Origin of the sequence: Bradyrhizobium archetypum, from assembly GCF_013114835.1 — a bacterium.
GTDB classification, from domain to species: Bacteria; Pseudomonadota; Alphaproteobacteria; order Rhizobiales; family Xanthobacteraceae; genus Bradyrhizobium; species Bradyrhizobium archetypum.
The window spans coordinates 76,442-94,338 of the sequence record NZ_JAAVLW010000013.1; the positions used below are offsets into that span (position 1 = coordinate 76,442).

Consider the following 17,897-nt stretch of genomic DNA (forward strand, 5'->3'; position numbering starts at 1 on the left):
ATAAGTGGAGGGGATCATGCGGAGCGTTCATGCGCTTGCCGCCGCAGCGTTGTTGTTGCTGCCGGCCTACGACCTTGCTTCTGCGGGCGAGCCGAAACAGGGCGGGATCCTCAGGGTCTATCACCGCGACAGCCCGGGCAGCGCCTCGATCCATGAGGGCGCGACCTACTCGATCAACATCCCCTTCATGCCGGTGTTCAACAATCTGGTCATCTTCGACCAGCACATCGCGCAGAACAGCCAAGACACCATCAGGCCGGAACTCGCCGAGAGCTGGGCATGGAGCAGTGACAACAAGAAGCTGACCTTCAAGCTGCGGCAGGGCGTCAAATGGCATGACGGCAAGCCGTTCACGTCGGCCGACGTCAAATGCACCTTCGACATGCTGATGGGCAAATCGCAGCAGAAGTTCCGCCAGAACCCGCGAAAGTCATGGTACGATCAGGTCAGCGACGTGACCGTAAACGGCGATTATGAGGCTTCGTTCGAACTGAAGCGCCCGCAGCCGGCGCTGATCTCGCTGCTCGCGTCCGGCTACACCCCAGTTTATCCCTGCCATGTCTCGCCGGCCGAGATGCGCACCAAGCCGATCGGCACCGGACCCTTCAAATTCGTGGAGTTCAAGGCCAACGAGTCGATCAAGCTCACCAAAAACCCTGATTACTTCAAGAAGGGCCTGCCGCATCTCGACGGCATTGAGTTCACGATCATTCCCAACCGCTCGACGGCGATTCTCGGATTTGTCTCCGGGAAATTCGACATGACCTTCCCGACTGAAGTGTCGATCCCGCTGCTGAAGGAGGTCAAATCGCAGGCGCCGAACGCGGTCTGCGTGGTCGAGCCGATCAACGTCTCGACCAACATCATTGTCAACTCATCCTCCCCCCCGTTCGACAATATCGATATTCGCCGCGCGTTAGCGCTGGCGTTGGATCGCAAGGCGTTCGTCCAGATCCTGTTCGAGGGGCAGGCCGATATCGGCGGCACCATGCTGCCGGCGCCCGGCGGACTGTGGGCGATGCCGAAGGAAATGCTGGAGTCGATCCCGGGCTACGGTCCCGACATCAACGCCAACCGGGAAGAGGCGCGCAAATTGATGCAGAAGGCGGGTTATGGTCCGGACAAGCGCCTCGCCGTCAAGGTCTCGACGCGCAACATCCCGGTCTATCGCGATCCCGCCGTCATCCTGATCGATCAGATCAAGAGCATCTATATCGACGCCGAACTCGACGTCGTCGACACTGCGCAATGGTTCCCGAAAGTCGCCCGCAAGGATTACACCCTCGGCCTTAATCTCACCGGCAACGCGGTCGACGATCCCGACCAATCGTTCTACGAGAACTATTCCTGCGGGTCGGAGCGCAACTACACCAATTACTGCAACAAGGAAATCGAGAAGCTGTTCGATCAGCAGTCGGCCGAGACCGACGTCGCCAAGCGCAAGAAACTGGTCTGGGAGATCGACAAGAAGCTGCAGGAAGACGTGGCGCGGCCGATCATCTTCCACGCCCGCCAGGGCTCGTGCTGGCAGCCTTACGTCAAGGGCATCACCATCATGGTCAACAGTTCCTACAACGGCTACCGTTACGAAGACGTCTGGATGGACAAGTAAAGTCCGCCGCGGAAACAGTTCGCCAGTCGGCCAGGGAGACCGCCGGGTGTTTGCTTATATCGTGCGACGCCTCGCCTTGATGCTCGTGACCCTGTTCGGGATCTCGGTCATCATCTTCGTCCTGCTGCGCGTCGTCCCCGGCAACATCGTCGACATCCTGTTCGACGCCGCCGGCTTCGTCGATCCCACCGACAAGGCCAACCTGGAAAAGGAGCTCGGCCTCAACCTGCCGATCTATCAGCAATATCTGAACTGGATCGGCGGGCTGCTGCACGGCGATCTCGGCTATTCCTACGTGTCGGAAAAGCCGGCGCTGCAGGAGATATTGCCGCGCATTCCGATCACCGCGCGGCTGGCGGCATTGGCGCTGTTGTTCTCCGCCTCGATCGGCATTCCCCTCGGCGTGCTGAGCGCCGTCCATCAGGGATCGCGCCTCGATTATACTCTGCGCGTGGTTAGCCTGAGCGGCCTGTCGTTGCCCTCGTTCTGGCTCGGGCTATTGATCCTGATGGCGTCGGTCTCGATGTTCGGCAGCATGCCGATCTACAATCCGAATCCAAAAACCTGGACCGAGGCGTTTGCGATCTATGCGGTGCCGGCGATGGCGGTCGGCTTTCGCAGCGCCGCGCTGACTATGCGCATCACGCGCTCCTCGATGCTGGAAATCCTGCGGCAGGACTATATCCGCACCGCGCGCGCCAAGGGCGCCTCCGAGGCCTCGGTCAATTATCGCCACGCGCTGAAGAACGCCATTCTCCCTGTTATCACCGTGATCGGCATCGAAGCGGCGTTCCTGATCGGCGGACTGATCGTCACCGAAACCGTGTTCAATATTCCCGGCGTCGCCCGCTTCCTGGTCGAGGCGCTGCGCTGGCGCGATTACCCGATCGTGCAGAACCTCGTGATGCTGATCGCCGTGGTCGTGGTGGTCGCCAACTTCACGGTCGACATGCTCTACGCCGCGATCGACCCGCGCATCCGCTATGGGGACTAGCCGTTGACCACGATCAACTTCGACAGCGAGCTAAGGCGGGCCGGTGCCCATTCGACGCGCGGCTGGCGCCGGCTGACGTTCCTGGCGCAACGCTATCTGCTCGGCACGGTCGGCCTCGTCATCATGGTGCTGTTCGTCTGGATGGCGATCTCGGCCGACCTGATTGCCCGCTACGATCCGCTCAGCGTCGATTCGGCGCAGCGGTTGGCGGCACCGAGCGCGGCTCACTGGATGGGCACCGATTCCTTCGGCCGCGACGTCTGGAGCCGAATCGTGCACGGCGCGCGCATCTCTCTCGCCGTCGGCATCGGCGCCACCGCGCTGGGGTCGACGCTCGGTGTCATTGTCGGCCTCGTATCCGGCTACCTGTCCGGCTGGGTCGACCTGCTGTTCCAGCGCATCACCGACATTCTACAGGCGCTGCCCTTGCTGGTGCTGGCGCTGGTGATGACGGCGGCGCTGGGACCGTCGCTGCCGAACGTCATCATCGCCATTGCGATCCCGCTGATCCCGACGGTTGCCCGCGTGATCCGGGCAAATACGCTGGCGCTGCGCGAACTGCCATTTGTCGAAGCGGCCAAGTCGATCGGCATGAGCGAGACCCGCATTGCGCTCCGCCACGTGCTGCCCAACACGCTGGCGCCCCTGATCGTGCTGGCGACCGCGCAGCTTGGCTCGACCATCCTTACCGAAGCCTCGCTGTCGTTCCTCGGCCTCGGCATCCCCGAGCCGTATCCGTCGTGGGGGCGCATGCTGTCGGAATCGGCGGCTGAATATGTTCGCACCGCGCCGTGGCTGGTGATCTTCCCCGGCGTTGCCATCAGCCTTGCGGTATTCGGCACCAATCTGTTCGGTGATGCGCTGCGCGACATCCTCGACCCGAGGCAGCGCGGCTGATGATGGAGGCAAAGACGGAAGACACGGTTCTCGATGTGAGGAACCTGCAGACGGTGTTCTTCACCAATTCGGGACTATTCCGGGCGGTCGACGACGTATCGTTCAGCGTTCGCCGCGGCGAGACGCTGGCGATCGTCGGCGAATCCGGCTGCGGCAAGAGCGTCACCGCGCTCTCGGTGATGCGGCTTGTGCCGGACCCGCCGGGCCGGGTGGTCGGCGGCTCGGTGACGCTGGAGGGAACCGATCTGCTCAGCCTTGACGAGGCCGAGATGCGCGACATCCGCGGCAACCGGATCTCGATGATCTTTCAGGAGCCGATGACCTCGCTCAATCCGGTGATGCGGATCGGCGACCAGATCACCGAAGTGCTTCGCCTGCACCAGGAGATGACCGCGAAGGAAGCCTGGGCCAAGGCAGTCGAGATGCTGCGGTTGGTCCGCATTCCCGAGCCGCAGCGCCGCGCGCACGAATATCCGCATCAGCTTTCGGGCGGCATGCGGCAGCGCGCGATGATCGCAATGGCCCTGGCGTGCCGGCCGGCGCTGTTGATTGCGGACGAGCCGACCACCGCGCTCGACGTGACGATCCAGGCACAGATTCTGGCGCTGATCGTCGATTTGCAGAAGACGCTCGGCACCGGGCTGATCCTGATCACCCACGACCTCGGCGTGGTGGCGCAAACGGCGCAGCGCGTCATCGTGATGTATGCCGGCAAGAAGGTCGAGGAAGCGACGGTGGAGGATTTGTTCGCGAATCCGAAGCATCCCTATACGCGCGGGTTGATGGCCTCGATGCCGGCGGTGATTTCATTCGGTGCCAAGACCGATGCGCGGCTGAACGAAATTCCCGGCATGGTACCGTCGCTGACCAACCTGCCGCCGGGCTGCGCCTTTGCCCCGCGCTGCCGCCTTGCCATCGACCGCTGCCGCGCCGAATACCCGCCGCTGCAGGAAGTCGATGCCCATCATCTCGCGGCGTGCTGGCGCGCAACCGAATTGCAGGGCGCACCATGAACGATCAGCGCCCCCTGCTTGAGGTCACCGATCTCGTCAAGCATTACGCGGTGCGCGGCGGCATTCTGCGCCGCCGCGTCGGTACCGTGCATGCTGTGGATGGCGTCAGCTTTTCAGTCGGTAAGGGCGAGACGCTCGGGCTGGTCGGCGAATCCGGCTGCGGCAAATCGACGGTTGCACGTAGCGTGCTGCGGCTGGTGGAGCCGGCCAGCGGCGCCATCAAGCTCAACGGCATCGACATCACCGGCCTGAGCAAGGCCGAGATGCGGCCGCATCGACGATCGATGCAGATCGTGTTCCAGGATCCGTTCGCCTCGCTCAATCCGCGCATGACCGCGGGCGACATCGTCGGCGAACCGCTCGGCGTGCATGGGATCGCGACCGGGCGCGCGCAACAGCAACGCGTCGCCGAACTGTTCGCGCAGGTGGGCCTCCGGCCCGACCAGATGAAGAACTATCCGCACCAATTCTCCGGCGGCCAGCGCCAGCGCATCTGCATCGCGCGGGCGCTGTCGCTCGGGCCGAGCCTGATCGTGTGCGACGAGCCGGTCTCCGCGCTCGACGTCTCGATCCAGGCGCAGGTGATCAATCTGCTGATCGACCTGCAGCGCAAGAACCATTTTTCGTACCTGTTCATCGCCCACGATCTTGCCGTCGTCGCCCACATCAGCCACCGCGTGGCGGTGATGTATCTCGGGCGGATTGTCGAGATCGCCGACAAGACGGAATTGTTTGCGAACCCGCGCCACCCCTACACGCAAGCGCTGCTGGCCTCGGTTCCGATCGCTGATCCAAAAGCAAAACGCCTTGCGCCAATGGTGGACGGCGACGTCCCGAGCCCGATCAACCCGCCTTCAGGCTGCGCCTTCCACACCCGCTGCCGCTACGCCATGGATCGCTGCAAGGTGGAGCGGCCGGCCTTGGTGGAAGCCGGCGAAGGACATCAGGTCGCGTGCTGGCTGAACGACGGCACGGGGCGGCCGCAGGAGAACCCGTAAGGTGGGCAAAGCGTAAGCGTGCCCACCACTCGCGTACAGCAAGAATGGTGGCACGTCGCTACGCTCCTTTGCCCGTCCTCCGCAGCTACGCAGTCACGCCGCCGCGATCTCTACCACGATCCTGCCCGTCGTCACTTGCTCGCCTTCGGCGACATCGATGGCTGACACCGTGCCGCCGACACCAGCCGTATGCACATGCTCCATCTTCATCGCTTCCAGCGTCATCACGGGCTGGCCGGCGGCGACCTGCTCGCCCGGCTTGACCAGCACTGCCACGACGCGGCCGTTCATCGCCGCGCGCACCTTGCCGTCGCCGCCGGCCGCTGCTGCCGAAACGGGGGCGACCAGCGTCAGGTCGCGGGCGGCAATCGTGGCCCCGCGATGCAGGATGTAGAGCCGGTCGCCATCGCGCAGGAATCTGGCTCGCTCCATCACGCCGTCGGTTCGGAAGCGGATCGTATCGGAACCGAGTTCGTCAATCTCGAAACGCTGCTCCCCGGCATCGAGGCTCGCCAGATAACTTCCATCGCGGTTCCGAACGATATCGACCTCGATCGCGCCATGGCCAAGGTCAATCCGCGTCGTCAGCGGAAAAGTGGCTGCCAGCGAGCGGCCGCTACGCCAGGGCGGAGCATACGGATTGGTGACGTACAGCAGCAGCGCCGCCAGCGCGCCATTCGCATTGCGGTCGGCACGAGAGACGCGCAATTCGTCACGATGACCGCCGATGAAAGAAGTGGTGGCCGCGCCCTTGGCAAATTCGGGATGGCGCAGGCAGGAGATCAGAAATCCCTGATTAGTGGTAATGCCGAACGCCGCGGTCTGCTCCAGTGCGCAGATCAGCCGGCCTCTCGCCTCGTTGCGGCTCGCACCGTGGCCGATGATCTTGGCGATCATCGAATCGTAGAACGGCGGAATTTCCGAACCTGTTCGCAGCGCGTGCTCGACGCGGATGCCGTCCGGCATCTGCCACAGCGCCATGCGTCCCGATTGCGGCATGAAGTCATGGTCCGCATCTTCCGAGCACAGCCGCACCTCGATGGCGTGACCGGAAAATTTCACATCCTCCTGCTTGAGCCCAAGCGGATCGCCCGCGGCGATGCGCAACTGCAATTCGACCAGATCGAGCCCGGTGATCGCTTCGGTCACGGGATGCTCGACCTGCAGGCGCGTATTCATTTCCATGAAATAGAATTCGCCGCGTTCATCCAGCAGGAATTCAAGCGTGCCGGCACCCTCGTAGCCGATCGCCTTGACTGCAGCGACCGCGACGGCCCCCATGCGCGTCCGCAACTCCGGCGTAACCCTTGGCGATGGCGCCTCCTCGATCAGTTTCTGGTGCCGTCGCTGCACCGAGCAATCGCGCTCGCCGAGATGAATGGCGTTGCCGTAGCGGTCGCCGAACACCTGAATCTCGATATGGCGGGGATCGATGATGGCGCGCTCCAGAATCACGGTGGGATCACCGAACGCGCCCTGCGCCTCCGACCGTGCGCTGCGCAGCGCATCCGGAAAGGCCGCGGCGTCCTCAACCAGCCGCATGCCGCGCCCGCCACCACCGGCGACCGCCTTGATCATGACAGGAAAGCCGATCCTTCTAGCCTCCGCCAGCATCATGGCATCGCTCTGGTCCGCGCCCTGATAACCCGGCACGACAGGCACGCCGGCGCTTTGCATAATGTCCTTGGCGCCGGCCTTGTTGCCCATCGTCCGGATCGCTTCCGGCGACGGCCCGATGAACACCAGCCCAGCATCGCGGCAGGCCTGCGCAAAGTCCTCGTTCTCGGCGAGGAAGCCATAGCCGGGATGCACGGCAGTCGCGCCGCTCGCCTTGGCGGCGGCGATGATTGCGTCGATCCGCAGATAAGATTGCGCCGGAAGCGCCTCCCCGATCCGCACCGCCTGATCCGCCTCGCGGACATGCTGTGCGTCGCAATCGGCATCCGAGTAGACCGCGACCACGCCATAGCCGAGCCGGCGTGCGGTGCGCATGATCCGCAGCGCGATCTCGCCGCGGTTGGCGACGAGGATCCTGAAGAATGGCGTCCGCTTCACTGCTTCACCGCTCATGGCCGGGCGACCGAGAACTGCATCCGCTGCGGCGTGCGGGCCTCGGCCTCGCGGCAGATCGCCAGCACTTCGGCAAGCACGCTGCGGGTGTCGCGGGGGTCGATGACGCCGTCGTCGAGCACGCGCGCGCTGGTCGAGAACACATCCATCTGGCTGTCGAACACGCCGGTGATCTGCGCCTTCATGGCGTCGAGCTTTTCCTTCTCGATCGGCTTGCCGCGGCGCGCAGCCGCTGCCTCGGTCACGATTGCCATGGTTTCGGCCGCCTGCTCGCCGCCCATCACGGCGGTCTTGGCATTCGGCCAGGAGAAGCAGAACCGCGGATGGAAGCCGCGCCCGCACATGCCATAATTGCCGGCGCCGAAGGATGCGCCGCAATAGAGCGTAATCTGCGGCACGGTGGCCGATGTTACCGCCTGGATCATCTTGGAGCCGTGCTTGATCATCCCAGCCTCTTCATAAGCCTTGCCGACCATGTAGCCGGTGGTGTTGTTCATATAGAGGATCGGCGTGCGCGACTGGCAGCAGGCCTGAATGAAATGCGTCGCCTTGTTGGCGCCGGGCACATCGAGCGGACCGTTATTGGTGATGATGCCGATTGCCTGGCCCTCGATGCGGGCATGGCCGCACACCGTCGCGGGACCGTAATTCGCGCCGAACTCGGTGAAGTCGGAATCGTCGACGAAGCGTGCGATCGCCTGTCGCATGTCGACCGGTCGCCTGTGGTCCATTGGCATGATGCCGAGCAGCTCCTCGGCGTCATGGCGTGGTGGCTTGAAGGACGTGGCCATCGGCTTCGGCCGATCCCATTGCAGATTGGCCATGATGTCGCGTGCGATGCGCAGCGCGTCGCGGTCGTCCTCGGCCAGATAATCACCGAGGCCCGAGATGGAGGTGTGCATCTCGGCGCCGCCGAGTTCCTCCTCCGTCGCGATCTCGCCTGTCGCCGCCTTCAGAAGCGGCGGACCGGCGAGGAACGCGCGGGTGCGGCCGCGGACCATCACGATGTAATCGGACAGCCCGGTCTGATAGGCACCGCCCGCGGTCGACGATCCATGCGTCACGGTCACGACGGGAAGTCCAGCCGCCGACAGCCGCGCCAGGTTGCGAAAGATGTTGCCGCCGCGGATGAAATCCTCGACGCGGTAGCGCAGCAGATTGGCGCCGGCGCTTTCGACCAGTTGCACGTAAGGCAGCTTGTTCTCCAGCGCCAGTTCCTGCACCCGCAACGTCTTGTCGAGGCCATACGGCTGCAACGCGCCGGCGTCGATGCCGGAATCATTGGCGCTGACCATGCAGCGGACGCCGGAGACGAAGCCTATCCCTGCGATCACGCCGCCGCCGGGCACGCTCTTCTCGGCATCCGGCAGGTCGAACATGTAGCCGGCAAGCGTCGACAGTTCGATGAAAAGCGAGCCGGGATCGAGCACCAGCGCCACGCGCTCGCGCGGCAGCAACTGCCCGCGCTTGTGGAAACGGTCCTTGGCCGCGGCCGATGCACCGCGCGTGCGCTCCTCCAGAGCGCGCATCCGCGCGATCAGCGCCAGCATGCCGTCACGGTTGGCCTTGAAGGCGGCGCTGCCGGTTGCGATCGTCGATTCGATTACTGCCATGAGCTCTCCGGCTCGTCCTTGCGAGGAGCGAAGCGACGAAGCAATCCATACCTTTTGCGTCTCGCGATGGATTGCTTCGCTTCGCTCGCAATGACGGCGCTAATGCCTTGTCCCAAATATCTGCCGCGCTTCCGCCGGGCTTGCGATTTCGCGGCCGGCGCGCCGGGCACAGGCGGCGATGGCCTCGATGAGCTGCCCGTTCGAGGTCACCTTGGTGCCATCGGCCAAATAGAACGTGTCTTCCAGCCCCGTGCGCAAATGTCCGCCGAGATCTGCGCAGCGCTGGTGCAGCGGCCAGATTTCGGCACGTCCGATCGCGGTGACCTGCCAATGCGCCTGCGGCAGTTTCAGCTTGAGCAATATCGGCAGCAATTCCGGATCGGCAGGCATGCCCGAAGCCACGCCCATCACGAAATTATACTCGAGCGGCCCGGAATACATGCCGGTCTGCACGTACATGCCGACGCAGCGCACGATGCCGACGTCAAAACATTCGAACTCCGGGATCGTGCCCGCTTCCTTCATCACATCGAGATAGTCCTGCACCTTCTCGACCGCGTTATCGAACATCATCGGCGGCCAGGCCCAGGTGTTGTCGGCCTTCACCTTCAGATAGTTCAGCGAGCCGGCGTTGCAGGCCGCGATCTCGGGCCTGGTCTCACGCACGCAATCAAGCGCGCCCTGATATTTCGGGCCCGATGTGCCCGTGGTGTGATTGATGATGACGCCGGGGCAGGCTTCGCGAATCGCCTGCTGAATTTCTTTGGAGACGTTGACGTCCCAGGACGGCAGATGCCCCTTGTTCGGTTCCTGCTGGCGCAAATGGACGTGCATGATGCTGGCGCCGGCGTTGAACGCGGCCTTCGCCTCGCGCGCCATCTGCTCCGGCGTCACCGGCACATTGTGCTGCTTGGGGTCGGTCAACACACCGTTCAGCGCGCAGGTTATGACGGCCTTCTCGCCCATGGATCAACCTTCGAAAACGGAACGCGAGGGATCGCGAAAAAATCCCAGGCGATCATGCGTTCCGCGTCAGCCGGTTTTCTTGCGTCAACCCGCTATTGCCGGCGGAGACGCGGCCGTGGCTATAGATCGCGAGATCCCGCGAGCCGGAAAAGATTGCGCGCGGCTTCAGGCCATAGAAGCGGCGGATCGAGTGGCTGAAATGCGTGGAATCGGGATAGCCGATATCCTGCGCGAGATGCGCAAGGTTGATGTCCTGGTTGGCGAAGTGCAGCAGATGCCGCGCCCGCTTCCAGGCGCGGAACGAGCGGAAAGAGATTCCGGTCTGTTCCTTGAACAGGTGCAGGAAGCGCGACGGCGACAATCCCGCCTCGGCAGCGCAGCTTGCCGCCGTCACCGGCTCGCCGGAGAATTTTCCGATTTGCACGATGGCCTGCGTCACGCGCGGATCGAGCTCACGCTGCGGCAGGACCTCGCCGAGGCAGAGCGAATCGAATTCGGCGCTGGAAAAATCATTGCCGGCGTGATGCTCGCGAAGTTCGCGATAGGCCAGGCGAATGCGGCTGGCGAAAGCCGTGCCCTCAGGTCCGGAGAGGCGCGAGGCGAGATCTTCGAGCGCACCGGGGCGAACGCTCTCCGGCTCGATCACGACGCTCAGTACGGAACGATGATCGCTAACGATGGTGTGCCTGACGTTCGGCAGCACGGCGATCATTTCGCCATGGGTTTGCCGGCCATCGGCGGTGGTAAGCCAGAGACCGCCCTCAAACGCCACATAGAGGTTGAACCCACCCGAGCAGCGTTGCCGCGGCCGGCCGAGCAGGCCGGCGTAGAACACGCGTTCCGGGGTGATCAGCATCAGATGGCCTGATTTGCGGCCGGTGTCGTCCATGGCTGTTCCTCCTCGCGCGGCTCTCTGGCCGCTGCGATGGGTCAACCATAGCGGAAAATTGGGCACTGTCACCGCCGGAAGATGCCCGTCATTCCGGGGCGATGCAAAGCATCGAACTATGGGGCGCTATTGCGCCCCTGAGAATCTCGAGATTCTCAGGAGCGCAATAGCGCACCATAGTTCGCTTCGCGCCCCGGAATGACACAGCCCCTCACGCCCGTACCCGCGGCGCTACGTTCTGCTCGACGCCAGCCTTGCGTTCTGCCGCGACCGCCCGCCGGTAGCCGTCGCGTTCCTGCAGCCGCGCCCAATACGCCCTGACATTCGGCCCAAAATCCTTCGCCAGGCCGATAGTGCCGGCGAGCCGCAACGCGTAGCCGTTGACGATATCGGCCGCCGTAAAGCGCCCGGCGCAGAGGAATTCCGAATTGGCGGTCGCTGCTTCGACCGCGCGCAGCCGGCCGAGGAACCATTTCGCGTAGTCGCCGGCGACTTGCGGGTTCCGCCGCTCTTCCGGCTCGAGCTGGCTGTATCTCAACACCAGCGTCTGCGGAAAGGTCAGCGTCGCGTCGCTGAAATACATCCAGTTCAGGAATGCACCGTAGGCAGGGTCATCCAGCCCGACCACCAGCGGCGATGGCCCGTATTTGGTGCCGAGGTAGTAACAAATGCCCGACGACTCCGTCATTTTGGTCTCGCCGTCGATCATGAACGGAATCGTGCCGAGCGGATTGATCGCAAGATATTCCTTGGCGAGCACCCTCGGCGGAAACGGCAGCATCTTGAGCTCGTAAGTCAGGCCCATCTCTTCCAGCATCCAGAGCGGACGGAACGAGCGCGCGCCGTCGCAGTGATAGAGCGTGATCATCAGCCGTTCCTGTTTGTTGTCCCGGGCTTTTCTTAATGGTTTTTCGGCAGCGTGCCCATCATCTTGCACAATACCGTCAACATCACCTCGTCGGCGCCGCCGCCGATCGAGGTCAGACGGCTGTCGCGATAGGCGCGGCTGACCGGCGTCTCGTTCATGAATCCCATGCCGCCCCAGAACTGCAGGCACGCGTCGGTGAGTTCGCGGCCCAGACGCCCGGCCTTGAGCTTGGCCATGGTGGCAAGCCGCGTCACGTCCTCGCCTGCAATCAGCGCCTCGGCGGCGCGATAGACCAGCGCGCGCAACAGCTCGACCTCGGTCTGCATTTCCGCCAGCTTGAAATGAACCGTCTGGTTGTCCAGGATAGATTTCCCGAACGCCTTGCGGCCCCGGGTATATTCGATAGTCTCGGCGATGATATATTCGTGCGCCTTGAGGCAGGCCGCCGCGCCCCACAGCCGCTCCTCCTGGAACTGAATCATCTGGTAGGTAAAACCCTTGCCTTCCTCGCCGATCCGGTTGCGCTTGGGCACCCGGACATTGTCGAAGAAGATCTGTGCGGTATCGGACGAGCGCATGCCCATCTTGTCGAGCTTGCGCGCGACCTGCACGCCCTTGGTCTTCATCGGCACGCAGATCAGCGATTTGTTGCGATGAACCTGATCGTCACTGGTGTTGGCAAGCAGGCAGATCCAGTCGGCCTGCACACCATTGGTGATCCACATCTTGCCGCCGTTGATGAGGTAATCGTCGCCGTCGGAACGCGCCTGCGTCTTGATCGAGGCGACGTCCGATCCCGCGCCCGGCTCGGAGACGCCGACGCAGGCCACCGCATCGCCGGCGATGGCGGGGCTAAGAAATTCGCGGCGCACCTCGTCGGAGCCGAACCGCGCCAGTGCCGGCGTCGCCATGTCGGTCTGCACCCCGATCGCCATCGGCACCCCGCCGCATTTGATCGCGCCAAGCTCCTCGGCCATCATCAGCGCGTAGGAATAATCGAACCCCTGGCCGCCGAACTCGACCGGCTTGTTGAGCCCGAGAAAGCCGAGATCGCCGAGCTTTTTGAACAGCTCATGCGCCGGGAAGATGTCGTTCTTCTCCCATTCATCAACAAACGGGTTGATGTGGGCCGCGATGAACTTTTGCAGGATGCGGCGGGGCTCGTCGTGATCGGCGGTGAAGAGCATACGTTCCTTCCTGTCATTCCGGGGCGCGCGCAGCGCGAACCCGGAATCTCGGTATTGATATTATTGGACTCATTTCCAGGTTCCGGGTTCGCTTCGCGCCCCGGAACGACCGTACCTCACAACCCCATCTGCCTCGACGCGAGATCCTTCATGATCTCTTCCGTGCCGCCCCCGATGGCGTTGACCTTGACCTCCCGGTAGATGCGCTCGACCTTGACGCCGCGCATGAAGCCGGCGCCGCCAAAAATCTGCACCGCCTCGGAGGCGCAGAACGCCATGGTCTGGGTCGCCTGGTTCTTCATCATGCAGATTTCGGCAACCGGGCTCTCGCCCTGCCCGAGCCGCCATGCCAGCAATTCCAGCATCGCCTGCGAGGCCGCGACCTTCTGCGCCATGTCGACGATTTTGTGCCGGATCACCTGGTGCTGCGCGATCGGCTTGCCGAAGGTCTGGCGCTCCTTCGCATAGGCGATCGCCTCCTCGACGCAAACGCGGGCGTAGGCTGTGCAGCTCGCCGCCATGCCCATGCGCTCGCTGTTGAAATTCTGCATGATGATCTTGAAGCCCTGCCCTTCCTCGCCGATCAGGTTTTCAACGGGAACGCGGCATTCGTCGAAATGCAGCGTGGCGGTATCGGAGGCCCACCAGCCCATCTTCTTCAGTTTGGTCCGCGACAGGCCCGGCGTATCGCCTTCGATCAGGAGCAGGCTGACGCCGCCCGGTCCCTCGCCGCCGGTACGCACCGCAACCGTCAGATAGTCGGCCCGCATGCCGGAGGTGATAAAGGTCTTTTCGCCGCTGACGATATAATGATCACCGTCGCGCCGCGCCTTGGTGCGCAAATTGGCGACGTCGGAGCCGCCGCTCGGTTCGGTGATTGCGAGCGCCGAGATCTTCTCGCCCGCCAATACCTGCGGCAGCACCCTCGCCTTTACCTCGGGCTTTGCAGCGCGCGCGATCGGCGGCGAGCCGATGGTGTGGCTCATCAGGCTCGAACTGACCCCGCCGGCGCCGGCCCGTGCCAACTCCTGCGACGCCACGATCTTCATGAACTGGTCGGCGGGGACACCGCCATATTCCTCGGGAAAGCCGAGCCCGAGCAGACCGATCTCGGACGCCCTGCGATAGAGCTCGCGTGGAAACCCGCCGGCCTCGTCCCATTCGTGGGCGTAGGGCTCGATCTCACGCGCCACGAAGCGCCGCATGACATCGCGGAACGCCTCGTGATCCGCGGTATAGAACGGGCTTTGCACCTTTGTGCGCTCCAGCATGCTTTCCTCCGGCGAATTACGATGCCCCGATTTGGCTCGCGCAAACTTGCGTTGAGCGGCTGGCATCATCTTGCAGGCGTAGCCTCCGACGCCAGTCCCTTTCCGACGCGTGCTGTGTCAGCAACTGAACGCAAGACCGGTCGTCCGAGCATGCTCTGGCCTTGCTTCAAGACCAATAACAACATTCTCGGCCATTCGCCGGGAGAAAGAAGCATGAACCGATCGAACAAATTCGTCCCGGCTGCCTTCTTTTCAGCGCTGCTCTCCCTCACGGCCGCGTGTCGAGCGCGCTACAAGCTGGGCTAAGCTGTGGTCGCGCACAAGGTCAGCGACTCCCGCCACTTTCGCGGCAAGCTGGTGCGTTGAAACGGCCTCAAGCCTTCTTTTGCCCCTGCGCCCGACGGGCGATGCAGGAAACGAAGTCGAGTGGAGCTGCGGCCAGAACCTCAAGTTCCGCTCGCTTCAGAGGGCTCAGCGCCGATGCGAAGCCGGGATCGGCGAGGCGCTCGCGGAGCACAGCTATAGCGGTCTGGTGCTCGGGAGCAACGTACCGCGCCGCTGCAACCTGTAGGCCGGGATCGCCGAAGAAGCGATGGATGACTTCGCCCATCAACTTACGGACTTTGAAATAGTCAAGAAGACGGGCGTCGCGCTCGGCAGGAGTGGCCTCCGTCACGCTCCGAGCGGCAGCGTCGCTGGAAGCCAAGTAGCGGGGGAGGGAGATGTCGTCACGATGCCGCGGCTGCTCCGTCACCGCGTGGAGGCCGCGGTCGCCCACGGCGTAGGGACGGTCAGTCTGGAAGCAGCGCGCACGCTGGACCTCGGCCAGTTGGATATCCGGCGACGGTTTGTTGCTGAACGTTCCGTCCGACCGCGTGGTGATGCCGCTGCTGTTCTCCCCCACCTCCGGCAGGCTATCGGCCAGCTTGCCGAAAATATTGTCCTTGCCGCGATGGGCGGCGAGCATCTCGTTCGTCGAAGTTAGATCGCAGCCGGTCGGCTTCGCCGCCAGCCCGATCGTCCAGCCGATTCCCTGCGTCTGGCAACGCATCCCTTCCCGGCCCATCGCGAAATAGGTCCGCAGCGGCGCCGGATCGAAAGCGGCGGCGAGTGCGGAAGGCCTGGCGAGATCGGCGCTGTGGGCCCAAAGGAACACGCCAATGGCGGCAACGGCGCCCACCGTCAGCTCCGGCGTCAGTCCGAGCCTGTTGAATTCGCCCGAGGAGACGCGCGCGAGAGCGGCACCCGCACCTTGCCGCGCGGAACGCAAAAAATCAGCTTCGCGCGGCGCCCCCGATCGGCGGCCGAAACACTCTCTGGCCCTCAACCCGGGCGACCGTGTGTCGCGGCGGGCCGGTGCGATCAGGGCCATCGAGCCGGTGACAGAAATGATCGCCGCGACCCGCTCGGCAATTGTCGGGTGCGTCGCGAACGCGCCTTGGTGCGCACCGTCGATCATCATCGCGTCCTGCCCGGCCGCTAGGCCCGGGATGGCGCTGCGTCCCTCGATGCGGCGAAGCGCCGAAACGAGCGCGGCGGGATTCTGCGTCAACCGCACGGCTTCTGCGTCGGCAATGAACTCGCGCGCAGAGGCGATCAGCTTCCGCGTAAGATGGCTGCCCTCGACGGCGAGCCGGCGCAGAAACATCGTGACCAGGATGAGCACCACCAAGAGAGGCAGCAGCAGGGCCAGGATCGGAAGCGCACAGGCTGCCTGAATACGTTTCACGCGCCGGGTGCTGGGCCGCGGCTGGAGCAGTTGTAGCGTGCCGAGACAGACATTGGTAGCCGCGATCAGGCGGATGTCACCGTTGACGATGTGGACGATTTCGTGCGCCGCGACGGCCGCCAGTTCATCGTCGTCCAGTCCGTCGATCAGCCCGCGCGTGAAGACGAGAACGGCATCCTTCTGTCTGATACCGCAGGCGAACGCGTTGAGCGCCGGGCTGTCGATGACGGCGACATAGGGGGTCGGAAGCCCTGCTGTGATTGTCAGCGGCTCGACGATGCGACAGAGCCGCGGCTCGTCCTGATCGTCGACGAAGCGGAAATCCGTCCTGCGGCGAACGGTACGGACGTGCCATGCCATCTGCGCGACGAACAGCAGGGCGCCGACGACGGTGACGATCGGCGCCCAACGGACGAGGTATCCCGTCCACCCGTAAAGCGGCGCGTGGTCGGGATCGAGCATGGCGAGCGGCACGGCGAGCGCCAGCGCGGCGAGCAGATGAAACGCCGCGACGAAGCCCGCGAACAACGCAATCGAACGCACGTCATTGCTGCGAACATGCCCGTAGAGCCCGTTCACCCGCATGGCGCCGCCCCACTTGTCCGATCAGAATTTGACCGCGAGCGGCTCGTCGATCAGCACACGCTCGATGCCGAGATCGAACCGCGTCCGCGAATTCATCTTGAACAGGCGGCCGATCTGGCTGCCGGGAAATTGGCGCAGTGTCGTGCCATATTCCTCGACCGCCAGGTTGTAGAAGCGGCGCGAGGCGGTGACACGGTTTTCGGCGTCGACCAGTTCCCTTCGCAGTTCGGCAAAATGCGTCGAGGCCTTGAGTTCGGGAAAATGCTCGGCAATGCCGATCAGAGCAGTGATATTCTGCGTCAGATTTTGCTCGGCGCTGAGCCGCATCTCGGGCGAGGTCGCCTGCAGCGCCTCGGCGCGAGCCTGGATCACGCCCAGCAGGATGTCGCTCTCATGCTTGGCGAAACCGCGCACTGTTTCGACGAGCGGCGGGATCAGGTTCTGGCGGTGCTTCAAATGTGCGTCGATGTCGCCGAATGCCGTTTCGCAGCGCTGATCGAGCGCGACCAGGCGATTATGTGTAGCGAAAGCAATATAGGCCGGCACGGCAATCAATATTGCCAGAGCCGCCACGCAAATGAGAATCGACGTCAACAGCATCGCTCGCTCTCCCTTGGGATCGCGTGCAAGCTATCGCGGCAAGGTTGCGAAACTGTTGAAGAATACCGCTAAAGTTATTGAACGACTTAACGGCAGTTTAAAGCAGTTCTGCGCCTATGCGGTGCAAACGTCCTAAAGGGAGTCGTCATGGCTGAATCAATCTTCGCTCGTGTGTCCCGTCTGCTTTCGGCGACGGTCGAGGATGCGGTGGATCGCATGGAGCAGGCCGGCGGCGATGCGGTGATGCGGGAGGCAATCCGCGAGGCGGACCGCGCCATCGACGAGGTGAAGGCGGAACACCAATCAACGATGGCGCGCCGGCTGCAGGCCGCCCGGCAGCAGAAGATGCTCACCGAGCGCGCCGAAGAGCTCACCACGAAAGCCAAATTCGCGCTCGGCGAAGGCCGCGAGGATCTCGCTGAAGCGGCGCTGTCGCGCCAGGTCGATTTCGAGGCGGAGGCCAAGAAGCTCGACGCGGTCCAGCAACAGGCGCGCGAAGAGGAGCAGCGGCTGGATGACGGCCTCGCCGCGCTCAGCGCCCGCAAGCGCCAGATGGAAGATGCGCTGCAAGCCTACCTGATCTCCCGGCGCGAGGCGGCGCTCGG

Annotated in this window: 15 protein-coding genes; 6 read left to right on the top strand and 9 right to left on the bottom strand. The window is 63.7% G+C overall.

Annotated elements, in window-relative coordinates; all coding sequences use genetic code 11:
• The first annotated feature begins 16 nt into the window (after window positions 1–16).
• Genes HCN50_RS31145 through HCN50_RS31165 form a run of 5 tightly spaced genes read left to right on the top strand, consistent with a single transcriptional unit; the run spans window position 17 to window position 5,514 of the window.
• Window positions 17–1,612 carry an ABC transporter substrate-binding protein gene (locus HCN50_RS31145; protein ID WP_171713703.1) on the top strand — a complete coding sequence of 532 codons (1,596 nt, stop codon included), beginning with the start codon at window positions 17–19 and terminating at the stop codon, window positions 1,610–1,612.
• 46 nt (window positions 1,613–1,658) lie between these two features.
• The gene (locus HCN50_RS31150; RefSeq protein ID WP_171713704.1) at window positions 1,659–2,606 is read left to right on the top strand and encodes an ABC transporter permease; all 948 of its coding nucleotides are present in this window, start codon (window positions 1,659–1,661) and stop codon (window positions 2,604–2,606) included.
• A 3-nt stretch (window positions 2,607–2,609) separates the two neighbouring features.
• Window positions 2,610–3,503 (top strand): ABC transporter permease, encoded by an 894-nt coding sequence (locus tag HCN50_RS31155; protein ID WP_171713705.1) that lies wholly within the window; start codon window positions 2,610–2,612, stop codon window positions 3,501–3,503.
• Window positions 3,503–4,516, top strand: a complete 1,014-nt coding sequence (locus HCN50_RS31160) for an ABC transporter ATP-binding protein (protein ID WP_171713706.1) — start codon at window positions 3,503–3,505, stop codon at window positions 4,514–4,516. Before HCN50_RS31155 ends, HCN50_RS31160 begins: the two co-directional genes overlap by 1 nt.
• Window positions 4,513–5,514, top strand: a complete 1,002-nt coding sequence (locus HCN50_RS31165; protein ID WP_171713707.1) for an ABC transporter ATP-binding protein — start codon at window positions 4,513–4,515, stop codon at window positions 5,512–5,514. The genes HCN50_RS31160 and HCN50_RS31165 overlap by 4 nt, the downstream gene beginning before the upstream one ends.
• A 93-nt stretch (window positions 5,515–5,607) precedes the next feature.
• On the opposite strand, the gene HCN50_RS31170 is transcribed toward HCN50_RS31165, so the two are convergent.
• The 9 genes from HCN50_RS31170 to HCN50_RS31210 all read right to left on the bottom strand — a co-directional run bounded on the left by HCN50_RS31170 (window position 5,608) and on the right by HCN50_RS31210 (window position 17,292).
• Window positions 5,608–7,584 (bottom strand): acetyl-CoA carboxylase biotin carboxylase subunit, encoded by a 1,977-nt coding sequence (locus tag HCN50_RS31170; RefSeq protein WP_171713708.1) that lies wholly within the window; start codon window positions 7,582–7,584, stop codon window positions 5,608–5,610.
• Window positions 7,581–9,197, bottom strand: coding sequence for an acyl-CoA carboxylase subunit beta (locus HCN50_RS31175; RefSeq protein ID WP_171713709.1), 1,617 nt, complete (start codon window positions 9,195–9,197; stop codon window positions 7,581–7,583). Before HCN50_RS31175 ends, HCN50_RS31170 begins: the two co-directional genes overlap by 4 nt.
• A 99-nt stretch (window positions 9,198–9,296) precedes the next feature.
• Window positions 9,297–10,163 carry a beta-keto acid cleavage family enzyme gene (locus HCN50_RS31180; RefSeq protein WP_171713710.1) on the bottom strand — a complete coding sequence of 289 codons (867 nt, stop codon included), beginning with the start codon at window positions 10,161–10,163 and terminating at the stop codon, window positions 9,297–9,299.
• Between the two features lie 52 nt (window positions 10,164–10,215).
• The gene (locus HCN50_RS31185; RefSeq protein WP_171713711.1) at window positions 10,216–11,052 is read right to left on the bottom strand and encodes a helix-turn-helix domain-containing protein; all 837 of its coding nucleotides are present in this window, start codon (window positions 11,050–11,052) and stop codon (window positions 10,216–10,218) included.
• 211 nt (window positions 11,053–11,263) lie between these two features.
• A complete protein-coding gene (locus HCN50_RS31190; RefSeq protein WP_171713712.1) occupies window positions 11,264–11,920 on the bottom strand; it encodes a glutathione S-transferase family protein in 657 nt (218 codons plus the stop codon).
• A gap of 32 nt (window positions 11,921–11,952) precedes the next feature.
• On the bottom strand, window positions 11,953–13,107 hold the full coding sequence (locus HCN50_RS31195; RefSeq protein ID WP_171713713.1) for an acyl-CoA dehydrogenase family protein: 1,155 nt from the start codon (window positions 13,105–13,107) through the stop codon (window positions 11,953–11,955).
• A gap of 116 nt (window positions 13,108–13,223) precedes the next feature.
• A complete protein-coding gene (locus HCN50_RS31200; RefSeq protein WP_210265168.1) occupies window positions 13,224–14,378 on the bottom strand; it encodes an acyl-CoA dehydrogenase family protein in 1,155 nt (384 codons plus the stop codon).
• A gap of 373 nt (window positions 14,379–14,751) precedes the next feature.
• Window positions 14,752–16,692, bottom strand: a complete 1,941-nt coding sequence (locus HCN50_RS31205; RefSeq protein ID WP_171713714.1) for a M48 family metalloprotease — start codon at window positions 16,690–16,692, stop codon at window positions 14,752–14,754.
• Window positions 16,693–16,713: 21 nt separating this feature from the next.
• Window positions 16,714–17,292 carry a LemA family protein gene (locus HCN50_RS31210; RefSeq protein ID WP_235977330.1) on the bottom strand — a complete coding sequence of 193 codons (579 nt, stop codon included), beginning with the start codon at window positions 17,290–17,292 and terminating at the stop codon, window positions 16,714–16,716.
• 216 nt (window positions 17,293–17,508) lie between these two features.
• Here HCN50_RS31210 and HCN50_RS31215 point away from each other — a divergent pair.
• Window positions 17,509–17,897, top strand: a 389-nt coding sequence (locus tag HCN50_RS31215; RefSeq protein ID WP_235977331.1) for a PspA/IM30 family protein, incomplete at its 3' end; no start/stop codon positions are given.